Annotated in this window: 19 protein-coding genes; 10 read left to right on the forward strand and 9 right to left on the reverse strand. The window is 57.3% G+C overall.

Features of this window, described 5'->3' with window-relative positions:
- Window positions 1–2: 2 nt before the first annotated feature.
- Window positions 3–1,580: a yersiniabactin biosynthesis salycil-AMP ligase YbtE gene (gene ybtE / locus F8562_RS15945; RefSeq protein WP_014229386.1), complete on the forward strand. Its 1,578-nt coding sequence runs from the start codon at window positions 3–5 to the stop codon at window positions 1,578–1,580.
- A gap of 129 nt (window positions 1,581–1,709) precedes the next feature.
- Window positions 1,710–3,731, forward strand: coding sequence for a siderophore yersiniabactin receptor FyuA (gene fyuA / locus F8562_RS15950; protein WP_032694981.1), 2,022 nt, complete (start codon window positions 1,710–1,712; stop codon window positions 3,729–3,731).
- A 168-nt stretch (window positions 3,732–3,899) separates the two neighbouring features.
- Here the strand turns inward: fyuA and lysM are convergent, their stop codons facing one another.
- The 4 genes from lysM to F8562_RS15970 all read right to left on the reverse strand — a co-directional run bounded on the left by lysM (window position 3,900) and on the right by F8562_RS15970 (window position 6,740).
- On the reverse strand, window positions 3,900–4,349 hold the full coding sequence (gene lysM, locus F8562_RS15955) for a peptidoglycan-binding protein LysM (protein ID WP_009652149.1): 450 nt from the start codon (window positions 4,347–4,349) through the stop codon (window positions 3,900–3,902).
- A 244-nt stretch (window positions 4,350–4,593) separates the two neighbouring features.
- Window positions 4,594–5,154, reverse strand: a complete 561-nt coding sequence (locus F8562_RS15960) for a nucleotidyltransferase family protein (protein WP_014838506.1) — start codon at window positions 5,152–5,154, stop codon at window positions 4,594–4,596.
- Window positions 5,155–5,250: 96 nt separating this feature from the next.
- Window positions 5,251–5,895 carry a TenA family protein gene (locus F8562_RS15965; RefSeq protein WP_014838507.1) on the reverse strand — a complete coding sequence of 215 codons (645 nt, stop codon included), beginning with the start codon at window positions 5,893–5,895 and terminating at the stop codon, window positions 5,251–5,253.
- On the reverse strand, window positions 5,895–6,740 hold the full coding sequence (locus F8562_RS15970) for a BtpA/SgcQ family protein (RefSeq protein ID WP_014229394.1): 846 nt from the start codon (window positions 6,738–6,740) through the stop codon (window positions 5,895–5,897). The genes F8562_RS15965 and F8562_RS15970 overlap by 1 nt, the downstream gene beginning before the upstream one ends.
- A 26-nt stretch (window positions 6,741–6,766) precedes the next feature.
- Between F8562_RS15970 and F8562_RS15975 the strand changes: the two genes are divergently transcribed.
- Entirely contained in the window at window positions 6,767–7,639 is an 873-nt protein-coding gene (locus tag F8562_RS15975) for a PfkB family carbohydrate kinase (RefSeq protein WP_014838508.1), read from the forward strand.
- Between the two features lies 1 nt (window position 7,640).
- Here F8562_RS15975 and F8562_RS15980 read toward each other — a convergent pair whose 3' ends face one another.
- Window positions 7,641–8,594 (reverse strand): substrate-binding domain-containing protein, encoded by a 954-nt coding sequence (locus tag F8562_RS15980; RefSeq protein ID WP_014229396.1) that lies wholly within the window; start codon window positions 8,592–8,594, stop codon window positions 7,641–7,643.
- A gap of 344 nt (window positions 8,595–8,938) precedes the next feature.
- Between F8562_RS15980 and F8562_RS15985 the strand changes: the two genes are divergently transcribed.
- The 7 genes from F8562_RS15985 (at window position 8,939) to tolA (ending at window position 15,645) form a co-directional block, all read left to right on the forward strand.
- Entirely contained in the window at window positions 8,939–9,961 is a 1,023-nt protein-coding gene (locus F8562_RS15985; RefSeq protein ID WP_014838509.1) for a LacI family DNA-binding transcriptional regulator, read from the forward strand.
- 380 nt (window positions 9,962–10,341) lie between these two features.
- A complete protein-coding gene (locus F8562_RS15990) occupies window positions 10,342–11,088 on the forward strand; it encodes an ATP-binding cassette domain-containing protein (RefSeq protein WP_162097199.1) in 747 nt (248 codons plus the stop codon).
- An 18-nt stretch (window positions 11,089–11,106) separates the two neighbouring features.
- Window positions 11,107–12,108, forward strand: coding sequence for an ABC transporter permease (locus tag F8562_RS15995; protein WP_014229399.1), 1,002 nt, complete (start codon window positions 11,107–11,109; stop codon window positions 12,106–12,108).
- A gap of 3 nt (window positions 12,109–12,111) precedes the next feature.
- On the forward strand, window positions 12,112–13,191 hold the full coding sequence (locus F8562_RS16000) for a phosphotriesterase (protein WP_014838511.1): 1,080 nt from the start codon (window positions 12,112–12,114) through the stop codon (window positions 13,189–13,191).
- A 13-nt stretch (window positions 13,192–13,204) separates the two neighbouring features.
- A complete protein-coding gene (locus F8562_RS16005) occupies window positions 13,205–13,960 on the forward strand; it encodes a glutamine amidotransferase (protein ID WP_014838512.1) in 756 nt (251 codons plus the stop codon).
- A complete protein-coding gene (locus F8562_RS16010; protein WP_014838513.1) occupies window positions 13,960–15,072 on the forward strand; it encodes a M20 family metallopeptidase in 1,113 nt (370 codons plus the stop codon). The genes F8562_RS16005 and F8562_RS16010 overlap by 1 nt, the downstream gene beginning before the upstream one ends.
- 144 nt (window positions 15,073–15,216) lie before the next feature.
- Entirely contained in the window at window positions 15,217–15,645 is a 429-nt protein-coding gene (tolA, locus tag F8562_RS16015; protein WP_014838514.1) for a cell envelope integrity protein TolA, read from the forward strand.
- A 50-nt stretch (window positions 15,646–15,695) separates the two neighbouring features.
- Here the strand turns inward: tolA and F8562_RS16020 are convergent, their stop codons facing one another.
- The 4 genes from F8562_RS16020 to ttrS all read right to left on the reverse strand — a co-directional run bounded on the left by F8562_RS16020 (window position 15,696) and on the right by ttrS (window position 21,266).
- Window positions 15,696–17,687, reverse strand: coding sequence for a TonB-dependent receptor domain-containing protein (locus tag F8562_RS16020; protein ID WP_042934098.1), 1,992 nt, complete (start codon window positions 17,685–17,687; stop codon window positions 15,696–15,698).
- A gap of 15 nt (window positions 17,688–17,702) precedes the next feature.
- Window positions 17,703–18,761 (reverse strand): YncE family protein, encoded by a 1,059-nt coding sequence (locus tag F8562_RS16025; protein ID WP_014838516.1) that lies wholly within the window; start codon window positions 18,759–18,761, stop codon window positions 17,703–17,705.
- Between the two features lie 170 nt (window positions 18,762–18,931).
- Complete coding sequence (ttrR, locus tag F8562_RS16030) at window positions 18,932–19,519, reverse strand: tetrathionate respiration response regulator TtrR (RefSeq protein WP_014838517.1); 588 nt, start codon at window positions 19,517–19,519, stop codon at window positions 18,932–18,934.
- Complete coding sequence (gene ttrS, locus F8562_RS16035) at window positions 19,494–21,266, reverse strand: tetrathionate respiration histidine kinase TtrS (RefSeq protein WP_014838518.1); 1,773 nt, start codon at window positions 21,264–21,266, stop codon at window positions 19,494–19,496. Before ttrS ends, ttrR begins: the two co-directional genes overlap by 26 nt.
- Window positions 21,267–21,341 lie beyond the last annotated feature (75 nt).

The raw sequence follows: 21,341 nt of genomic DNA on the forward strand, positions 1-21,341 counted from the left end.
GCATGCATTCTTCTTTTGATTCTCTGATAAAACAGTATCCCTTCCCCATTGCTGAACAGCTGCGCCACTGGGCAGCTCGCTATCCCTCGCGAACTGCTGTCGTTGATGCCAAAGGCTCGCTGACCTACAGCGCGCTCGATCTTCGGGTCGATGAGCTTGCTGCAGGGTTATACTCGCTGGGTTTGCGTCCGGGAGAACATGTGCTTATCCAGCTCCCCAACGGCAACGCATTTGTGATCCTGCTGTTCGCGCTGTTAAGACTGGGCGTTATCCCTGTTCTGGCGATGCCCTCGCAGCGGGCGCTGGATATTGACGCGCTGATCGCGCTGGCGCAACCGGCCGCTTATGTGATTCATGGAGAAAGCCACGCGGACCTGGCCCGCCAGATGGCGCGCAAACACGCCTGCCTGCGGCAAGTTCTGGTCGCAGGTGAGACCGAAGGCGACGATTTTACGCCGCTCTTCTCGCTCCGCGGCGAACGGCAGGCGTGGCCGCAGCCCGATGCTGCCGGCACCGCGCTGCTGCTGCTCTCAGGCGGCACCACCGGGACGCCAAAGCTTATCCCGCGACGGCACGCTGACTATAGCTATAACTTCAGCGCCTCCGCCGAACTGTGCGGCCTTAAGCCACAGAGCGTGTATCTCGCCGTCCTCCCCGTGGCGCATAACTTTCCGCTGGCCTGCCCCGGTATTCTGGGAACCCTTGCCTGCGGCGGAAAAGTGGTATTGACCGACAGCGCCAGCTGCGATGAGGTGATGCCTTTAATCGCTGAACAAGGCGTGACCCACGTCGCCCTGGTACCGGCGCTGGCGCAGCTCTGGGTGCAGGCCAGAGAGTGGGAAGACAGCGATCTCTCTTCGCTACGCGTCATTCAGGTGGGCGGCGCCCGGCTTGACCCAACGCTTGCTGAGCAGGTTATCTCGACGTTTGATTGTCCCCTGCAACAGGTATTCGGTATGGCGGAAGGCCTGCTCTGCTTTACCCGGTTGGACGATCCTCTGGCCACCGTTCTCCACAGCCAGGGGCGCCCTATGTCTCCCCTGGATGAAATTCACGTCGTTGACGAAGAGGAGAACGACGTTGCGCCCGGCGAAACGGGACAGTTATTAACGCGCGGTCCTTATACTATTACGGGCTATTATCGCGCTCCCGAGCACAATGCGCGGGCCTTTACCGCGCAGGGATTTTACCGTACGGGCGACAATGTCAGGCTCGATGAGGCGGGAAATCTGTACGTTGAGGGGCGTATAAAAGAGCAGATCAACCGCGCCGGAGAGAAAATAGCCGCTGCGGAAGTGGAATCGGTGCTGATGCGTCTGGAAGACGTAAAGGATTGCGCCGTGGTCGCCGCGCCGGACACGCTGCTTGGCGAGCGGATATGCGCGTTTATCATCGCGCAACGCACTCCCTCTGACTATCAACAGCTGCGTCAAAAGCTGGTCCGAATGGGAATCAGCGCGTGGAAGATTCCCGATCAAATTGAGTTTCTGACCCACTGGCCGCTCACCGCCGTCGGCAAGGTAGATAAAAAGCGCCTGACGGCGCTCGCCATTGAGCGTTATCGCCATTCAGCCCAATAAGCGCCCCGCTACCCGAAACAGGTGGAAATAAACCCGTTTCGGGTAGCAGTGCAATTAGAAATAGTTATCATTTTCAATTCACCATTATCGGTATTTTGGCGTCTCGCCGTTTTTCAGGGATTCATAACAATGAAAATGACACGGTTTTATCCTCTGGTTCTGGGGGGATTTTTACTCCCGGCCGCTGCTCATAGCCAAACCTCACAGCAAGATGAAAGCACGTTGGTGGTCACCGCCAGCAAACAGTCTTCCCGCTCGGCATCAGCCAATAATGTCTCTTCTACCGTTATCAGCGCGACGGAGTTAAGCGACGCGGGCGTTACCGCCAGTGACAAACTCCCCAGAGTGTTGCCAGGGCTGAATATTGAAAATAGCGGCAACATGCTTTTTTCAACGATCTCGCTACGCGGCATCTCTTCGGCCCAGGACTTTTATAACCCCGCCGTTACCCTGTATGTCGATGGCGTCCCGCAGCTTTCGACCAACACCATCCAGGCGCTGACCGATGTGCAAAGCGTGGAGCTGCTGCGAGGACCGCAGGGCACCTTATATGGCAAAAGCGCCCAGGGCGGGATCATTAACATCGTCACCCAGCAGCCGGACAGCACGCCGCGCGGCTATATTGAAGGCGGCGTCAGCAGTCGTGACAGTTATCGAAGCAAACTCAACCTGAGCGGCCCGATTCAGGATGGCCTGTTATACGGCAGCGTGACCCTTTTACGCCAGGTTGATGACGGCGAGATGATTAACCCCTCGACCGGTAGCGATGATTTAGGCGGTACCCGCGCCAGTATCGGGAATGTGAAACTGCGTCTGGCGCCGGACGACCAGCCCTGGGAAATGGGGTTTTCCGCCTCGCGCGAATGCACTCGCGCTACACAGGATGCCTACGTGGCATGGAATGATCTCAAGAGCCGTACGCTGTCTCTCGGCGAGGGTTCACCGGACCCGTACCTACGGCGCTGTACTGACAGCCAGACGCTAAGCGGTAAATACGCTACCGATGACTGGGTTTTCAATCTGATCGGCGCCTGGCAGCAGCAGAATTATTCCCGGACCTTCCCTTCCGGCTCGTTGATCGTCAATATGCCTCAGCGCTGGAACCAGGATGTGCAGGAGCTACGCGCCGCCACCCTCGGCGATACGCGTACCGTGGATATGGTATTTGGGTTGTACCGGCAGAACACCCGCGAAAAGCTAAATTCCTCCTACGATATGCCGACGATGCCCTATTTAAGCAGCACCAGCTATACCACCGCTGAAACCCTTGCCGCCTACAGCGATCTGACCTGGCATTTAACCGAACGTTTTGACATCGGCGGCGGCGTGCGTTTCTCGCATGATAAAGCCAGCACGCAGTATCACGGCAGCATGCTGGGAAACCCATTTGGCGACCAGGGTAAAAGCAATGACGACCGGGTGCTCGGACAGCTCTCCGCAGGCTATCTGCTGACCGACGACTGGCGGGTATATACCCGCGTCGCCCAGGGATATAAACCTTCCGGATACAATATCGTGCCTACCGCAGGTCTTGATGCCAAACCGTTCAACGCGGAAAAATCCATCAACTATGAAATTGGCACCCGTTACGAAACCGCCGATGTCACGCTGCAAGCCGCCACCTTTTATACCCACACCAAAGATATGCAGCTCTACTCTGGCCCGGTCGGAATGCAGACCTTAAGCAATGCGGGGAGAGCCGACGCCACCGGCGTTGAGCTGGAAGCGAAATGGCGGTTTGCCCCCGGCTGGTCATGGGATATCAATGGCAACATGATCCGTTCCGAATTCACCAACGACAGCGAGCTGTACCACGGCAACCGGGTGCCGTTCGTACCGCGTTACGGCGCGGGAAGCAGCGTGAATGGCGTGATTGATACGCGCTATGGCGCACTGATGCCCCGGCTGGCGGTTAATCTGGTGGGGCCGCACTATTTCGATGGCGACAACCAGCTGCGGCAAGGCGCCTACGCCACCCTGGACAGCAGCATTGGCTGGCAGGCGACGGAACGGATGAATATTTCCGTCTATGTCGATAACCTGTTCGACCGTCGTTACCGTACCTATGGATATATGAACGGCAGCAGCGCCGTCGCGCAGGTTAATATGGGTCGCACCGTCGGTATCAATACGCGAATTGATTTCTTCTGATCCAACGATCCAGGGATGCAATAATCGCATCCCTGTCATCACCGAATTTAACTCGTTGACGTCCGGAAAACGCCTGGGACAACCCCAGCCAGCAACAAAACCTATATTGTCACTGGCCGGCCTTGAAGATAATTCCATCGGCCTGCTGCTGCCGAAGGAATTCACCGCTTACTTCGCCGGAATAATCAGCACCTGGCCCGGATAGATTTTATCGGGATGCGTCAGCATCGGTTTGTTGGCTTCAAAAATACGTTGATACTCATTGGCGGAGCCATACATCGCTTTTGAAATGGCGCTCAGGGTGTCGCCGGATTTCACCGTATAATAACGACTTTCCGCCCCGCTTTGCGCCACCTTCACGCTGTCATTAACCTGACCAACGCCGGTGACGTTACCTACCGCCACCAGAATTTTTTCCTTATCTTCTTGCGAACCGACATCGCCGGTAACCGTCGCGGTGCCGTCGTCCGCAACATCAATATTGACCTTTTCGGCACCAGGCAGATTAAGACCATCAATATGTTTTTTCAGCTTGTCGGCCTTATCTTCCTTGCTGCCGCCGGAGACGGCGTCCCATATTTTCTCGCCCGCTTCTTTGACAAAATTTAATAATCCCATCGTTCCATACCTCCATTACTGTTTCACGATCAAATATTCATCAGACCGGTTAAGCCCATTTCCAGGATGTCGGTTCTGCTACCCCAGAGCGGCAACCGCCTGAAGCAGCACAACCTGCCATCAAAGTATAATCAATAAGCGTCAACGTGCAGGATATTTGCCCGGATACGGCAGGAAAATCGGTACTCTGCCCAGTGGGCATGGCATAAAATCAGGCGTTAACCCGCAGTGATGGCGAAACGGCTCAGGTCGGGACAATCAGCTGCAGGCCTGGATAGCGCTGCAGCCAGCGTTTTTCCGCGACGCGCTGGCGGAAAATAGCCAGCTTATGCTGCGCAAATACCGGCGTGGGCCGCAGACGGAGTGCAAACAGATCGTCCAGCCCGTAGGGCGCAATAACCTCAATAAGCCCTGAACGTCCCATTCTGACCGCGATAGCCGTCGCCGTTTCAGGCCAGTACAGCAACGCATTCTCCGTGGAGTGATAAGGTTTATTACCGTTACGTTGATGCATTCTGGCCTGATTCTTCACCGACCAGTTAAAGACGGATGATTGCTGGCTCAGCCTCTCTTCCAGCACCCTATCGTCGGCGGCGCTGCCGCTTTTCGCGTCGAACCAGACAACATCCACATCACCCGAAACTGGCCTTTGCCCGTAGCCGTGCAGATGATCCCAGACCGCATCCCTGACAAAGCCGGCGCCAATCCAGCCATCGCTGAGTTCCAGCGCCTGAACGGCGTACAGCGCGTTCATTCTTACCGGGTCGTTTAACAATAATCTCTGCAATGCGTCCTGATAGTTCATGATTTCCCTGAAACGGTGATTAACCTGAGTATGCGTCCAATCATAGTATCAGCGTTCAGGGGGCGCCGCTTCGGCCCCCCTTTATTTAGCGCACGGCTACGCTTCGTACGCAGCGTAATGGAAATCAATTTCCCACTGCAGCACATCGCCGTAAAGCGCCGATAGCGCCTGCTTTTCGCTTTCACTCAGCGCCATGGCGCAGCGGTCGAGTTCGTTCTTCAGCCAGAGCGCCTGCTGATAAAATTCGTCCTCCGCGTGCATTTCCACCCAGCGGCGCACGTCCGCATCGCTCTGGTGATGTTCGCTCGCCCGTCGGCACCAGAAATAATACATCCACTCCGCACCGAACATCAGGGTAACAATCTGCTCATAGCTTCCCTGCCGGGCCGTCCGCAGCATGCCGTCGCGAAAGCGCCGCACGCCGGGCAGATCGTCCGGATAATCAGCGGGAGTTATACGCCGTTCTGATAACACCTGTTCAAACCATGCAATCTGCGTGTCAACCAGGGCATTCAGGACGCCAATAAGCCAGCGCTGCTGATGAATACCCGGCGCCTTGCTAACCCCGAGAGCAAAAATCGCGATTGCCGTCGCGACAAAGTTGCCCTCAAACACCAGATAGCGGTTAAAGACGGCTGTCGGCAGACGATCCTGTTCGATATCAGTCACAAAACGGTGCTGCTGCATCGCCTGCCACGCCGGTTGATGTTCGCGCAGCAGGCGTTCGCTAAACGCTTCCATTATGCTTCCTCCAGCGCGGCCTGAGCGACCGACATAAAATGCTTCACCCGGGCCAGCTCAACATCGTTCCACCAGACGCCATCGACCTTCATCGTACTGGCCACAATGACCCCCTGGGTCCGCCCGAGGATCTGACTCACGTTGGCGGGCGTCACCCCGGAGCCCACCAGCAGCGGTAGCTCCGTCGCCGCGCGGATCTCGTCAATTTCCTCCATCGTTGCGCTATCGCCCGTGCGCTGGCCGGTCGCAATTACCGCGTCGGCCTCGAAGAAATCCACGTCGCGCGTGAGCTCCTGAATCGAACGATCGGCAACGATGGCGTGGCTACCGTGCTTGACGTGGCTATCGGCAAAGACGCGAATATGTTCAGCGCGCAGCATGCTGCGATAGCGCAGCGCCTTAGCGGCCGCCCCTTCAATAAATCCTTCGTTGGCGATATAGGCGTTGGCCCACTGGTTTACGCGGACGAAATCGGCCCCGCCCGCCAGGGCGATCGCCATCGCCGGGATCGCCGCGTTCGCCAGGACATTAATGCCCAGCGGCACACCAAAACGCTCGCGAACTTTCTCGGTAATCACCGCCATCAGCGCAGAGGTTTCATGACCGATATCCTCAGGTTTGGAAAAAGGAATATCACCATGGTTTTCAATAATCAGGCCGTGAACGCCGCCAGAAATATAATTTTCGGCATCGCGAAGTGCACGCTCAACAATACCGGGGACTGATTTGCCTCGATATTTCGGCGTACCGGGAAAAGGATCGCAATGAATAACACCAATAACAACTTTATTACGTGAAAAAATAGCTTGTATTGCATTCGTTTTTTCTGCTGAGATAGCAACCATCTTATCCATCCTGTTAAGGGAACACTATGCGTGTTTACGTTACTGGTAATATTACCGTAGATGAAACCTGGTCCATTCCGGATATACCGAAAAAAGGCGCGTCCATTCACGGCATTAAAGTTTCGCAGGATATCGGCGGTAAAGGCGCGAATCAGGCGATTATATTATCCCGCTGCGGAATCGACACGCGATTAATTGCCGCCACGGGAAATGACAGCAACGGCGAGTGGATCCGTCAGCAGATAAAAAATGAACCACTGACGCTACTACCCGACGCCCATTTCAATCAACATAGCGACACCTCGATTATTTTAAATAGCGCTGATGGCGACAATGCCATCATTACCACGACGGCCGCAGCCGATACGTTCAGCCTTGATGATATTATCCCGCATATGGCGGAGGCCGCTGCGGGCGATATTCTGCTACAGCAGGGCAATTTCTCCCTGGATAAAACCCGGGCGCTGTTCCAGTACGCCAAAGCCCGCGGTATGACAACGGTATTCAACCCCTCGCCTGTCAATCCTGACTTTTGCCATCTGTGGCCGCTCATCGACATCGCGGTGGTCAATGAATCCGAGGCCGAGCAGCTTAAGCCTTACGGCGTGAAAACCTTAGTGGTAACCCAGGGCGCGGCAGGCGCCTGGCTGGTTCAGGCGGGTCAGCGCCAGTTTTGCCCCGCCGTCCCCGCCGAGGCGCTAGACACCACCGGCGCTGGCGACACGTTCCTCGCGGTGATGCTGGCGTCCGCGATTCTGCGCGGCGTCGCGCCGGATGCGCTGGCGCTGGCGCACGCCAGCCGCGCTGCCGCCATTACCGTTAGCCGTCGGGGGACGCTCAGCGCGTTTCCCGACGGCCACGAACTCACCGCTCTGTTAGCCGTGAACGGCGCGCGCTGACCTACTTGAACAGCGAACGATAGGTATCGACGTTCGCTTTGGTTACCACCGTGGCCGGAACCAGAATGGTTTTCGGCACGGTTTTACCTGCAGTGATAGCGTTCAGCGCATTCAGGGCTTCGGCCCCCATCTTTTCCGGGTCCTGCTGCAGAACGGCGGTGACGTAGCCGCCGTCAATACCGGAAATCGCCTTCGCCGTCAGATCCCAGCCAAAGACTTTAATATCTTTCTGGCGCCCCTGGTTTTCCACGGCGGCGATAGCACCCAGCAGAGCGGGTTCGCCAGTGGCATAGATCGCCGTCAGATCGGGGTTGCCGGTAATCAGGTTCTCCGCCGCGGTCATTGCTTTATCCTGTACGTTCTGGCCGTCGACGACGTTAGCGATGGTAATTTTCGGATTGCTTTTCAGCGTCTCTTCAAACCCTTTCTGCCGCTGGTTCTGAATGGCCGAGTTCAGCGCGCCGACAATACCCAGCCGCGCCTGGCCACCCATCTCTTTCTGCACGTAGTCCACGAAGTATTGACCAATAATTCTGCCACCTTCGATATTATCAACGCCGACCTGAGCCGCCTGCGGCCCGGCCGGTAATACGGCATCAATCGCAATCACTGGAATGTTAGCGGCGGCCGCTTCTTTTACCGCGGGCATAATTCCGTTAACGTCGATAGCGGCAACCAGAATGCCTTTAACGCCTTGCTGAATATAGTTTTCTATCGCGTCGTTTTGCGCCACGGGATTATCGTTAGAGTTAAAAATAACTAAATCCTTGCCGCTGGCTTTGGCTGCATCCTGCGCGCCTTTATTCATCAGATTAAAGAACAGGGCCTGCTGATTGATTTGTACCAGCGCATAAGTCGGACCGGCGGCGCCGGCGGCAGAAATAAAACTCATGGATGCCAGCATCGTGGTGGCAACAGCAAGTAAACGCAGTTTTCCGGTGTGAAATAACATCATCAGTATCCTCGTCGGGAATAGTTGATAGCCAGCAGAGTTCCGCGCCGCATGCGAACGCAGAAGGATTATTTTTTGGCGGGCAAATATCGTCTATATGGCCAGAACAATCATCGACCGTTCGGCGGATACCTGCTTAATTTCATTCCGGCAACCGGTCCGTGTCGGTGCGCGACTGGAATGAGTTAAACGGGTTTGGGAATGACTTCCCGGATGATGCGGTAAACTGCCTATACAATTCTCCGCAGATTAAATTTTGTCAAGCATTTATTTCCGGTTATTGTTAGCAGAGAAATTGCTGTATCCACCGCGCTTAACTATGTTACAGATAGCCGATTCTGGCAGAAATGGCGCAGGAAATGAGTATAAAACGCGTATTGTTATCCGATGTGGCAAAGCTGGCGGGGCTGTCGAAGGCAACCCTGTCGCGCTATATGAACAACAGTATTGTGCTACCGCAGGACACCATCGATCGCATCGAAACCGCCATTCGCGAACTGGACTATCGCGGCAATAGCCTTGCACGCCGTCTTAGCAAAGGCGGCAGCGAAACGCTCGGCCTGGTGCTCCCCGATATTACCAACCCCTTCTTTGCCGAACTGGCCGATGCCGCCGAAGAGGCCGCTTCTGCCAGCGGTTACAGCCTGGTGCTGTGTATCACCCGCAACAACCCGGAAAAAGAGTGCCAGTTTATCCGCTGGCTGGATACCTGCCAGGTCGACGGCCTGCTGTTCACCACCAACCGCCCCGATAACGGCCTGCTGCGCAAAGAAGTCCAGCGTCACGAACGCATTGTCCTGCTGGATGAAGATATTCCCGGCAGTAAGGTGCCGAAAGTGTTTGCCGATAACGTCCAGGGCGGGCGGATCGCCACCGAAAAACTGATCGCCGCCGGGCATCGCCATATCGCTTTCGTCGGCGGCCCGGACAAGCTGATGAGCGTACGCGAGCGCTATCAGGGCTTCTGCACCGCGATGGAGCAGGCCGGCCTGAGCTGGCCGCCCGAATGGGTGATGTACGGTGACTACCAGCGCGAGTTTGGCCAGCAAGCGCTGCGGACCCTGTTCAGCCAGCCGGTTCGCCCGACCGCCGTCTTCGCCGCCAGCGACTATCTGGTGCTCGGCCTGCTCGACGGTCTGCGCGCCAGCGGGCTCCAGGCGCCGGAGGCGCTATCGTTAGTCGGCTTCGATGACGCCAACTATGCCGATTTTACCCAGCCGCGGATTTCCACTATCCGCCAGCCCGCCCGGGAACTGGGCCGCACCGCGGTGAACATCATGATGCGTCTGCTGAACGACGAACGGGATATCCCGGCGGAAACCCGCCTGCCGGTAGAGTGGATTGGCCGCGACTCGATCAAGATCTGTTAAGCACGTCCCAAAATGGCGCAAAAGCGCCCACTTTTGGCGCAAAAAACGATCAATTAACATTTTATTCACTATAATCAGTAAACCGGTTTACCGGAGCGTAATGAATAAACTCTATTTATTACATAAGGTTAAATCACAGGGCTGCTGTGTTGTTCCTGCCCTGGCACGGATGCTGCAATGTTCTTACTGGCGAACAAATATCTTACATAGCGTTTGTCCTGACTGTGCTGGCGAGTGCTCTATTCCGCAGGTAAACCGGTTTACTAGCATGTAAACCGTGTCGGATAGCATCTCTCCCGCAGGATGGCGAACATTTTCCCGGCAACAGCGATGGGAGTTATCAGATGCAGCAGCCACAAACTACCCCGCCAAGGGTGGAGATGATCAATATCACCAAGACCTACGGGTCGATACGTTCATTGCGCGGAGTCAACCTTGAGCTGGCTCCGGGCGAGGTGCTGGGCTTAGTGGGCGATAACGGCGCGGGGAAATCGACCCTGACCAAAGTGCTCTCTGGCGCGGTGATCCCCTCCAGCGGCACGATTCGTATCGACGGTGAACAGCAGCAGTTTACTAATCCGGCCGATTCGCGCCGCTGCCATATCGAGATGGTGTATCAGGATCTGTCGCTCTGCGACACGGTCGACGTCGCGGGCAATCTGTTTATGGGCCGCGAGCCGATGAAATCACGCCTCGGTATCCCCTTCCTCGATGAGGCAAGAATGCACGCCGATGCCAGGGAGATGCTAAAAGGGCTTGGGATCTCCATTCCCGATACCCGGCTGCTGGTGCGAAATCTCTCCGGCGGCCAGCGCCAGGCCATTGCCATCGCCCGCGCGGCGGCCTTTGACCCGAAGGTGCTGATTATGGATGAACCCACCGCCGCGCTGGCCGTCGCGGAAGTCGAAGCGGTGCTGGAGCTTATTCGCCGCGTTTCCGCTCGCGGGGTGAGCGTGATTCTGATTACCCACCGCCTGCAGGACCTGTTCCTGGTCTGTGACCGGATCATGGTGATGTATGAAGGTACCAACGTCGCCGACAGACGGGTGGCCGACACCAGCCTGAGCGATATCGTTAACCTGATTGTGGGCGAAAAATTCACCGCCCGCTCTGCGGCTGCACATTGAGGTAACAGGATGAGTATCATGAACTTAAGCAGCTCCCGCATGATCCAGCATTCGCTGCCGCGCCGCCTGCTGCATAACCACTCCGGCGTGGTCAGCATCGCGCTCTTTTTCGTCTTCTGCTGCGTGGTGTTTTCGCTGATCACCAGCAACTTTCTCACCGGTACCAACTGGCTCAACATCATCCGTCAGAGCGCCCCGCTGCTGATTGTCGCGACGGCGATGACCCTGGTCATTACCACCGGCGGTATCGATCTGTCGGTGGGCTCCACCCTCGCGCTGGTCGGCGCGCTTTCCGCTATCGCCCTGAATAACTGGGGGCTGCCGTGGCCGGTGGTACTGCTCGGCGGCCTGCTGCTCGGCGGATTGGTGGGCGCCATTAACGGCTTCTTTATCGCCTATGAAGGCATTCCGGCGTTTATCGTCACGCTCGCCACCCTGGCCGTGGTTCGCGGCATCGCGCTGCTGGTCACCCAGGGCTACTCGATTCCGGTTCCGGCTGACAGCCTGTTTACTTTTATAGGACGCGCGTGGGTAGTCGGTATCCCCATGCCCGCGCTGATCGGCATTATGATTCTGGTTATCGGGCATATTGTTCTCAATCATATGCGCTTTGGCCGCTACGTGACCGCTATCGGCGCTAACGCCGAAGGCGCGCGACGCAGCGGCATTAATACCAAAGCGGTCACCATGAAGGTCTATATCATCAGCGGGATGGCCGCCGCGCTGGCGGGGATGATCATTACCGCGCGCCTCGGCAGCGGCTCCTCCAACCAGGGCGAAGGCTTTGAACTGCAGGTTATTGCTGCCGTTGTGCTTGGCAGTACCAGCCTGTTTGGCGGCTTCGGTACCATTATCGGTACGCTGCTGGGCGCGCTGTCGATTGCGGTCATTCAGAACGGCCTGATCCTGTCGCATATTTCGCCGTTTTACACCCAGATAGCCACCGGCACCATTATCCTGCTGGCGATCTGGCTGAACACCCGCATTCTCAACCCCACGCGCTCCGCGGCAAAAGGATAGCTGATGAAAGGATCAATTTTTCGCCACCCCACTCCGCTGCCGCTTGGCGTCAGCAGCGGTTACGTGATGACGGTGCTTGGCCCGCTGCCGATTAGCGAAATGGGGGTTACCCTGATGCATGAGCATATTCTGCTGGATGCCTCCGGCAAATGGGTACCGCCCTGCTGCTGTAGCGATCGCCATCTTGCCGAAATGCCGGTGAAAATGGAAAACCTCGGCGAACTGTCGCTGAATCCGCTGATGAGCCGCGATAACTGCCAGCTGTTTGACGTCGACGTCGCGATTGAAGAGCTGACGAAATATCGCGCCCTTGGCGGAGAAACGGTGGTCGACCCGACCAATATCGGTATCGGCCGCGATCCCAACGCGCTGGCGCGCATCGCCCGTCTGACCGGTCTGAACATTATTATGGGCACCGGCCTCTATCTGGAACCTTCGCACCCCGAGTGGGTAAGAACCAGCAGCGTCGAACAGCTGACCGAACGGCTGATTTACGATCTGGGCGGCGCAGAGGAGAAACCGGAGGTGCTCGCCGGGCTCATCGGCGAAATCGGGATCTCGAGCCGCTTTACGCCGGATGAGGAGAAATCGCTGCGCGCTGCGGGCCGGGCCAGCGCCGCGACCGGCGTGCCGATCGAGGTCCATCTGCCCGGCTGGGAGCGGCTGGGTCATCGGGTGCTGGATATTCTCGAACAGGAAGGCGCCGATTTACGCCATACCGTCCTGTGCCATATGAATCCCAGCTTTGCCGATAAGCGCTACCAGCGGGAGCTGGCGCAGCGCGGGGCGTTTCTCGAATACGACATGATCGGCATGAGCTATTACTACGCCGACGAGTCGGCGCAGTCGCCCTCCGACGAGGAGAACGCCCGCGCGATTCGCGAGCTGATTGACGACGGCTATATCCAGCAAATACTGCTGTCGCAGGACGTCTTCCTGAAAACCATGCTCACCCGCTACGGCGGCCACGGTTACGGCTACATACTCAAGCATTTTGTTCCCCGCCTGCGGCGCCACGGCGTCAGCGGCGAACAGCTTGAAACCTTGATGATTGGAAATCCCCAACGGGTTTTTGGCGGATAAAAGGAAAGTCATAATGCAGAAAAAAATCTTACTGGTCGGTGAATCCTGGACCAGCACCTCAACGCACGTTAAAGGCTTCGACCAGTTTGCCACCGCCACCTGGCACACCGGCGCAACGGATTTTCTGGCCGCGCTCGCGGACAGTGCCTACGCCATTACCTATATGCCCGCCCACGCGGCGGCGACAGACTTTCCGCTGACGCTGGAAGCGCTGCAGCAGTGGGATGCGATTATTCTTTCGGATATTGGCGCCAATACGCTGCTGCTGCATCCGGACACCTGGCTGAAAAGCCGCCGAACCGCCAACCGTCTGACGCTGCTGCATGACTACGTGGCCGGCGGCGGCTCGCTGATGATGATTGGCGGCTATTACAGCTTCCAGGGGATTAACGGCGGCGCGCGCTATCGCCATACCGCGGTGGAGAAAGTTCTGCCGGTCCGCTGTCTGGCGTGGGACGATCGCATTGAAACCCCGGAGGGCTGCTATGCCGAAGTGACGGAATCCCACGCCCTGTTCAACGATATTCCGGGCGAATGGCCGTGGCTGCTGGGCTATAACGAAGTAGAAATGCATCCGGAAGGCAAACTGCTGGCGACCGTGGCCGGTACCGGTCATCCGCTGCTGGCTATTCGCGAATATCAGCAGGGTCGCTCGCTGGTGTGGACCAGCGATATGTCGGCACACTGGCTGCCGGAAGAGTTTGCTCAATGGCCCGGCTATCGCCAGCTGTGGATTAACTGCCTTGACTGGCTGACGGAACGTCGCTGATGGCCGCCACCCTTGAGCTCGCCCGGCAGCTGCTGGGCTTTAACACCATCAACCCGCCGGGCAGCGAAGCAGACTGCATGCGGTTCTTCGCCGACTGGCTCAACGATCGCGGTTTTGCGGTTTCGCTGTCGTCGTTTGGCGAGGGACGCTGCAATCTTATCGCCAGGCTGCCCGGGGCGAAGACCGGTAAACCGCTAGCCTTTACCGGTCATCTGGATACCGTGCCGCTGGGAAATGCCCTGTGGCAGTACGATCCTTTCGGCTCGCAGATAGAAGACGGGCGTCTTTATGGCCGCGGGTCCAGCGATATGAAAGCGGCGATAGCGGCGTTTGCCGTCGCCTGCGTTCATCAGCGGGAAACGATCCTCGCCGGACGCGGCGCGGTATTGCTGATTACCGGCGGAGAAGAGACCGGCTGCGACGGCGCACGGGCGCTGATCGCCTCCGCGACGTTGCCGGACGTGGGCGCGCTGATCGTCGGTGAGCCCACCGCCAACTATCCGGCGATCGGCCATAAAGGCGCGCTCTGGCTACGCTGCGAAACGCGGGGAAAAACCGCCCACGGCGCGATGCCGGAGCTGGGGATAAATGCTATCTATCTTGCGGCGGATGCGCTGGGTAAGATTCAGCATTTTTCCCCTGGCGCGGCGCACCCGCTGATGAAGCAGCCCACCCTCAACGTCGGACGCATCGAAGGCGGACTCAATATTAATTCCGTGCCGGACCGCACGCTTTTTGATGTCGATATCCGCAGCGCGCCCAATTTACAGCACGCCACTATCCGGCAGCGCTTGACCACGCTGCTTGGCGAAAGCGTCACGGTATCCACGCTGGTCGACCTGCCCGCCGTACTGAGCCGGGAGGATCATGCGTGGATTAAGCAGGTTTATCAGCGCTGCCAGCCGCTGCACGCTAAGCCGATTGAACCGCGCGTGGTGCCCTACTTTACCGACGCCTCGCTGCTGCTGCCTGCGTTGGGCGATCCACCCTGTATTATTCTCGGTCCCGGCGAGCCGTCTATGGCCCATCAGACCGACGAGTACTGCCTGCTCAGCCGGCTGGAGGAGGCTGAGCAGCTATACGGAGACATTATCCGCGACTGGATGGCGTAGCCGCCCGCAGCGAAGGCAAAGAATGAGTGACAGTGTCACTTTAAAGCGCATACCAGGCGATCGGCGTTTGAATAATATCGCGGAATAACAGAGGATAACCGTCTCGCGTCAGAAACGCATCATCACCAGCAAGGAGGCATTACCATGTCCGTGAAAATCCGCCCGGTGCTCATTTGCACTCTCTCTTTACTTCTTTCCGCCTGCTCGGGTAGTGCTTCTGCGCCGGATAGCGCCGAAGACGCGAAGGTATCGGCAGAAGTGGATAAGATGTTTCGCGATTATCAAACGGGTTCAGATCAATCACCGCAGGCCAACGTCTCACGCTATCTGACGCAGGTCCAGAGGGCTATCTTCGCGAAAATAGACCAGCCGGCGTCCTGGCAGGGGCAAAAATGCTCGGTGCGCTTAACGCTACAGCGTGACGGGACGGTGCATAATCCAGCGGTCGAGAGCGGCGATCCGGCGTTATGCGCGGCGGTAATGTCCGCGCTGAAAGAAGCCAAAATTCCGCCCGCGCCGGATGAAAAAACCTATCAGACATTCAGTCATGTGGTTCTGGACTTCAGGCCCTGAGAGCTATTTTTGCATGTTATCGCAGGGGCTATTCGGCCCCTGCACGATTTTCAGAACTCCACGCGGCCGCCGAAATTATAGCGTCGCCCTTCCAGCATCGCCTTCTGCCGGTAAGCGGTAGTGTAAACCGGGTTCACATCAAACAGATTGTAGATACCGCTCATCAGCGTGACGTGCTTACTCAGGCGATAACGCACGCCTAGATCTACCAGCGCATAGGCATCCGTTGAGCTGGATTTGCCGATATCCGGCGATCTGCTGCGCCAGCTCGCCTTGGTCCACAGTTCAAGATCGGAAGCGGTGTTCCACGTCAGCGAAACGTTGGCCATACTGCTGGGGAAATCGCTTAGCGCATAACCCTTATACTCACCGCTTTTTTGTTCACTGTGGGTATAGGTATAGTTGGCGTTCGCTTTCAGCGCTGCGGTCACCTGCCAGTCGCCGTTCAGCTCCAGTCCGTAGATCTCCGCATCCCCGACGTTAATGTATTGCGACACGCTATCCGCGGTATAGCCGTTGTATTGGCATTGCCGGGTAGCCGAGGCGGTACAGATGGTATGGTCGCTGATTTTGTCTTTAAATTTGGTATGAAAAAGCGTGGCGTCGAGCGCCAGCGCATCCTGCTGCCAGTACACGCCCAGCTCGGTGTTGATGCTCTGCTCCGGTTTGAGATCGTCGTTGCCGATACCAATCTCAGAATAGGGATAAGCGCCGTAGACGCTGGTAAAGCCGGCGTTGTTCTGGCGCAGGTCCGGTTTTTTATAGCCGGCGGATACGCCACCTTTCAGCGCCCAGCTTTCGTCAATGGTCCAGTTGCCGTAGAGCTTAGGCGTAACGTGATAGCCAAAATAGCTGTCATGATCCAGGCGCGCAGAGGTGGTCAACGTGAAGTCCGGTACAATCATCCACGCGTCTTCAGCAAAAACCGCCCAGCCGTGACGGGTGATTTTACTCACCGGGGTGACCCCGGGCGCCTGCTTGTCCGCAATACCAAAGGTGTCATTCAGCTCATTGCGCGTGAAGTTTACGCCTAGCGTCAGCTTGTGATCGGCCAGTGTAAAGGTGTTTGCGCTATTGGCCTCAAAATTATTCTGCTTGATAAACTGCGAGTCCATGCCGGGCACGCGGTACTCCGTACGGGCCTTTTCGTAGCTGATAAAGTTCTTCACCTCCACCAGGTCATCACCGTACCAGGCATGCTGTGACAGCGAGACCGCATCGCGGTCAAAGCCCCAGTACCACGCTTTATCGTTATGGGTTTTCTCCTGATTGCCTTTGGAGGCGTTCAGATCCCAGAGCTGGGTATCGGTTGGCGAAAGAGAAATTGTGGCGTCCAGATTCCCCGCCTGATGCTTAACAAAACGTTCCTGGGTCGGGCTGTCATCATCGCGACGGTCAAGATAGTCAGCCCCCACGCTGACGCCGAGTTTGCCCGGTACGACGGGCCCCATAAAGAAGGCGTTTGTCTGGTTAGTATTGCCGTATTCGCTTTTCTCCTGCAGGAAGTAATTATCCTCCAGCACCCCCGTCCATTTTTCGAGGTTATACGCCTTTTTGGTGATGACGTTGACCACACCGCCGATAGAGTCAGAGCCGTACAGCGATGACATAGGCCCGCGAATCACCTCCACCCGCTCAATGGCGGCCAGCGGCGGCATAAAAGCGGCTTCAGACCCAATGTGATGCCCATAAGGTCGCGATTCGCGGGTAGACTGCTTGATACCGTTCACCATAAACGAGGTATAGGTCGAATCCATACCGCGCATCTGTACATCGCCGGTCGCCAGGCTGCCGTGGCCGTTGCCCACCAGCACGCCCGGCATCTCGCGCAACGCTTCCGTGACGTTCTGATTGGAACGGGTATTCAGCGCCTTCTCATCGAGCACCGAGATCGTCGCCGGCGCCTCGCGCCTCTCCTGGCTGAATCCCGTGGCGGTCACTACCATCTGTTCTTCATTTATCCCTGCGCCATCAGCGGCGTAGGCTACCGCGGGCAGATTGACGAAGGCGAGCGCCATCGCCACGTCTATGCGTGTCTTCATCGCCACAAAAAGTCCTTAGAATTGAGTGAGATCGATCTTGAGAACGTAGTCAGGCCGATCGCTTTTTTCGTCCTGTTTGACGCTGGCGTAAAGCGTTCCGCCATCCGCAGAAAGGACCAGGCTGTTGGGCATCGCCGCCGTTTTGAGGGTGTGCTTGAGACGATGGGTTCGCGCATCGATGACGCTAATCGAGCGATCGTTGCGATGGGTCACGTAGATTTCTTCACGCTTGGCGTTATAGAGCACAGCGACCGAGTTTGGCGAAGCGATACGATCGACCAGCTTGCCGGAGTCCAGCCGCACCACCAGCACATCGCGGGTGTTGGTATCGGCGATATATCCGACTCCGGCGGCGCTGTTCAGGGCGATATTGAGGAAATAGTGCTCAGCGTCAGCCGGATCGACCTTCACGCGGGAAATTAACGTCGACGTTTTGCCGTCAAGGGTAGCCAACTCCCCGTTGCCGGTGACCGCATAGACTTTTTCGCCCGATGCATCAACGGCAAACCCTACGGGGTCGATGTTCTTCAGCGTGTCAATCAGCTGCTGCTTGCGGGTATCGACCACCCAGAGCAGGCCCTGGCCTTTGCGCCCGATCCCTGACACATACAAACGCTGGTTTAGTTTATCCAGCACCACTTCGCGGACGTGGGCCTGTTTCGCAGGATCTGAATCATCGCTGAGCTGAATAGTGTTAATCACCTTATTGGTCAGCGTATCCAGAAGCGTTAGCGAGCCATCCAGCGCGTTACCCAAATACAGGATGTGATTTTCTTCATCCAGGGAGAGCGCGAAGGCGCGGCGTTCGGTAACGATTTTCTCATCAATCCGCAGAGAATCCGCCGCCAGTCGAAAGACCAGTCCCGCGGTTTTATCTTTATCAAACGAGGGCGCGGAGGCAGCGTAGAGCGTCTTCTGGCCGTTATCATAGGCCAGCTCGTAAACGCCGTGGCCGAGAGCCTGAGCGCGGAAGTCCCGCTCGGTGAAATCCTTAGCCGAGGCGGAGAGAGCATGCAGGGAAAACGAAATGACCAGCGCGAGGCGCGCGGCCTGCTTCAGGGATGCGGTAGACATGTAATTTTTCTTTACAGTAGCTTACGGAATGCAAACACTAATGAAAATAAATATCATTTGCAATTGCATTTATCTCCATCTTCCCTACCAATTTTTGTGTTCTGATATTAACCGCCGTTTTTTGTTCCCGCCGGGAGCTCGCCACGCTTCATTCATCGGAATCATTAAAATCACGCGATAATCGGCTGTAAGATGCTGACTAACTCCGCCAGACTCCCCGCCTGCATCTTTTCCATCACCCTCGCCCGATGGACCTCCACCGTGCGTACGGCAATGTTCATTATCTCCGCAATCTCCCGATTCATGAGCCCTTTCACCACCAGCAGCGCAAGCTCCCGCTCTTTGGGCGTTAGCTGCTGATAGCAGTCCACGTTCTTTTGCCGCGCAAACCGCTCGCCTGAGGCCGCCAGGCCGTGTTCCAGCGCCGTTTGTAGCGGCTTCACCGACACCGGCTTTTGCAGAAAATCCACCGCGCCGCGTTTCATCTGTTCTACCGCCATCGGTACGTCGCCATGTCCGGTCAGAAAAACCACCGCCAGGGTGCTGCCGCGCTGACGCAGCGCCTCATGTACTGCCTGACCGTCCAGCGCCGGCATCCGCATATCCAGCAGGACAACGCCGGTCCGGAAGAGATCGGCCTGCGCGAGGAAGACGTCCCCCTCTGCCCAGCACATCACCTCGTAGCCCAGGCTTTCCAGTAAAAAAGCACATGCCTGGGTCACCGCCAGGTCGTCATCCAGTAGATGAATTATCGCCATTGCCGCTCCGCGCTCCTTGTTGCATGAATGTCAGTACCACGGTGACACCGGGTCGTCCATCGGGCGCCGTTTGATTTGCCAGGCTTATTTCCCCCCGGACATAGCGGACCAGCCGCTGACAGATAACCAGCCCAAGCCCCATCCCCTCTTGTCGACTGGTCACAAACGGCTGGAATGCCTGAGCAAGCTGCGCCCCGGCGATACCACCGCCGTTATCCTGCAGGACGATCTTCACGCCTCCGGCATCGCGAACGGCGTCAATCCACAGCATCTTCGCCCCGGCCTGCGCCGCATTGAGGATCAGATTCGCCAGCACCTGTTCAAGCAGAACCGGCGGTAAGACGAGCGTTAACGGGCGATCGACATCGCTGTTGAGCAATAGCCCGGGAAACTGTTGCGGCATTCGCAGCCACTGCCAGACATGGTCAATAGCCTGACGAACGCTGATATGTTCCCAGGTCTCCGCTCGTCCTGGCTCCCCGTGCGCCTGGCTGACCCAATGGCGCAGATTGCGCAGCGTTTCCGCCCCGCGCTGAGCCTGTTGATCGATGTGGCCCAGCGCGGGCAGTAAGGGATGCTGCGGATCCTGTTTCTGCAAACGGATCGTACAACCCTGCGCATAGTGGCGGATGGCCGACAGCGGCTGATTTAACTCGTGGGCAAAGCCTGAGGTCATCTCACCCAATACGCTCATCTGTCTTGCCGTTTGCAGCGCCAGCTCCTGCTCGCGCAGCCGGATAGCGTTGCGTTCAAGCTGCCTGCCGCGCCGCCGCACCAGCAGCATCACCCAGATATAATTCAGCGTCAGCAACAGCAGCGCCAGCCCGATGCCGCCCATGATTAACCGGTGCTGGATAAGCCAGCTTTTCACCTCCAGCCACAGCCGTCGCTGCTGAGGGTGCTGTTGAACTTCGCTCAGCAACGCTTCCACCTGACGGGTCGAAGCGGGCGCTCCCCAGTGAAAGACGGCGTTATCCGGGGCATTGAGCAAGGCGCGGGTCACGCGATCCGCCAGCGCGTCGCTCACCGCCGGCAGCGCGGCAAACGACCAGTCGGGATACAGCGGGGTACTGGTTAGACAAGGTATCGCCGCCGGCCGCTCGATGACCGCGGTAAAATCGGCTTTATTTACCAGTCCCTCATCAGCCATTTTTTCCAGCAGGCACACCGGAACAATCGCCGCCTGCACTGCCCGTTCACGCAGCAGATAGATCAGCGCATCCGCGGGGAATCCGCTAAAACGCAGATGCAGATCGCGTTCCGGCCGCAGCCCGGCATCACTCAGCGCCTTGTATCCCAATAAATAGCCGCCGAAGGCCTGAGGATCGATGGCCCCTACCGTTTTGCCGATCAGGTCGGCCGGCGACGCAATACCGCTGTCGCGACGAGTCAAAATGACGCTGCCGATAACGTTGCTTGTCCCGAGCGAAGAGCGCAAAGAGGCCAGCCAGCGCAGCGAAGAATGACTATTCAGCTGGACAAACTGCGCCGGATTGGTCACCACAAACTGCACCGAGCCGTTATTGACCGCCTCCTGCATCTGCTGCAGATCGAGGGGCTGAATATGAAACTGCTGATCCGTTAGCTGCTGATTGAGCATCACCTCCAGCGGCTGCCAGTGGCTGCAGGTTAAGACCTCGCCGCGCATGGCCAGAACGCCGATATTCCACGACGCCGCCCACCCGCTGCTGTTCAGCAGGAGCGCCGTCACCAGCAGCGCCAGACGCTGCACCTTTTTCGCTCTCACCCGATTATCCCTGTTCATTATGTTGTTTTAGATCAACAACCCACCGGGTATGTGGTTAACCACAATAGAGCTGAC

The organism is Klebsiella sp. RCJ4 (genome assembly GCF_009025755.1).
Taxonomy (GTDB): Bacteria; Pseudomonadota; Gammaproteobacteria; order Enterobacterales; family Enterobacteriaceae; genus Klebsiella; species Klebsiella michiganensis.

Bases quoted from the DNA above. Each gene is read 5' to 3' on its own strand.
- F8562_RS15960 (WP_014838506.1), bottom strand. From the start codon at position 5,154: ATGAACTATCAGGACGCATTGCAGAGATTATTGTTAAACGACCCGGTA.
- F8562_RS16000 (WP_014838511.1), top strand. From the start codon at position 12,112: ATGAAAGGATCAATTTTTCGCCACCCCACTCCGCTGCCGCTTGGCGTC.
- ybtE (WP_014229386.1), top strand. From the start codon at position 3: ATGCATTCTTCTTTTGATTCTCTGATAAAACAGTATCCCTTCCCCATT.
- F8562_RS15965 (WP_014838507.1), bottom strand. From the start codon at position 5,895: ATGGAAGCGTTTAGCGAACGCCTGCTGCGCGAACATCAACCGGCGTGG.
- lysM (WP_009652149.1), bottom strand. From the start codon at position 4,349: ATGGGATTATTAAATTTTGTCAAAGAAGCGGGCGAGAAAATATGGGAC.
- F8562_RS15975 (WP_014838508.1), top strand. From the start codon at position 6,767: ATGCGTGTTTACGTTACTGGTAATATTACCGTAGATGAAACCTGGTCC.
- tolA (WP_014838514.1), top strand. From the start codon at position 15,217: ATGTCCGTGAAAATCCGCCCGGTGCTCATTTGCACTCTCTCTTTACTT.
- F8562_RS16020 (WP_042934098.1), bottom strand. From the start codon at position 17,687: ATGAAGACACGCATAGACGTGGCGATGGCGCTCGCCTTCGTCAATCTG.
- F8562_RS15985 (WP_014838509.1), top strand. From the start codon at position 8,939: ATGGCGCAGGAAATGAGTATAAAACGCGTATTGTTATCCGATGTGGCA.
- F8562_RS15980 (WP_014229396.1), bottom strand. From the start codon at position 8,594: ATGATGTTATTTCACACCGGAAAACTGCGTTTACTTGCTGTTGCCACC.
- F8562_RS16010 (WP_014838513.1), top strand. From the start codon at position 13,960: ATGGCCGCCACCCTTGAGCTCGCCCGGCAGCTGCTGGGCTTTAACACC.
- fyuA (WP_032694981.1), top strand. From the start codon at position 1,710: ATGAAAATGACACGGTTTTATCCTCTGGTTCTGGGGGGATTTTTACTC.
- F8562_RS16025 (WP_014838516.1), bottom strand. From the start codon at position 18,761: ATGTCTACCGCATCCCTGAAGCAGGCCGCGCGCCTCGCGCTGGTCATT.
- ttrR (WP_014838517.1), bottom strand. From the start codon at position 19,519: ATGGCGATAATTCATCTACTGGATGACGACCTGGCGGTGACCCAGGCA.
- F8562_RS15995 (WP_014229399.1), top strand. From the start codon at position 11,107: ATGAACTTAAGCAGCTCCCGCATGATCCAGCATTCGCTGCCGCGCCGC.
- F8562_RS15990 (WP_162097199.1), top strand. From the start codon at position 10,342: ATGATCAATATCACCAAGACCTACGGGTCGATACGTTCATTGCGCGGA.
- F8562_RS15970 (WP_014229394.1), bottom strand. From the start codon at position 6,740: ATGGTTGCTATCTCAGCAGAAAAAACGAATGCAATACAAGCTATTTTT.
- F8562_RS16005 (WP_014838512.1), top strand. From the start codon at position 13,205: ATGCAGAAAAAAATCTTACTGGTCGGTGAATCCTGGACCAGCACCTCA.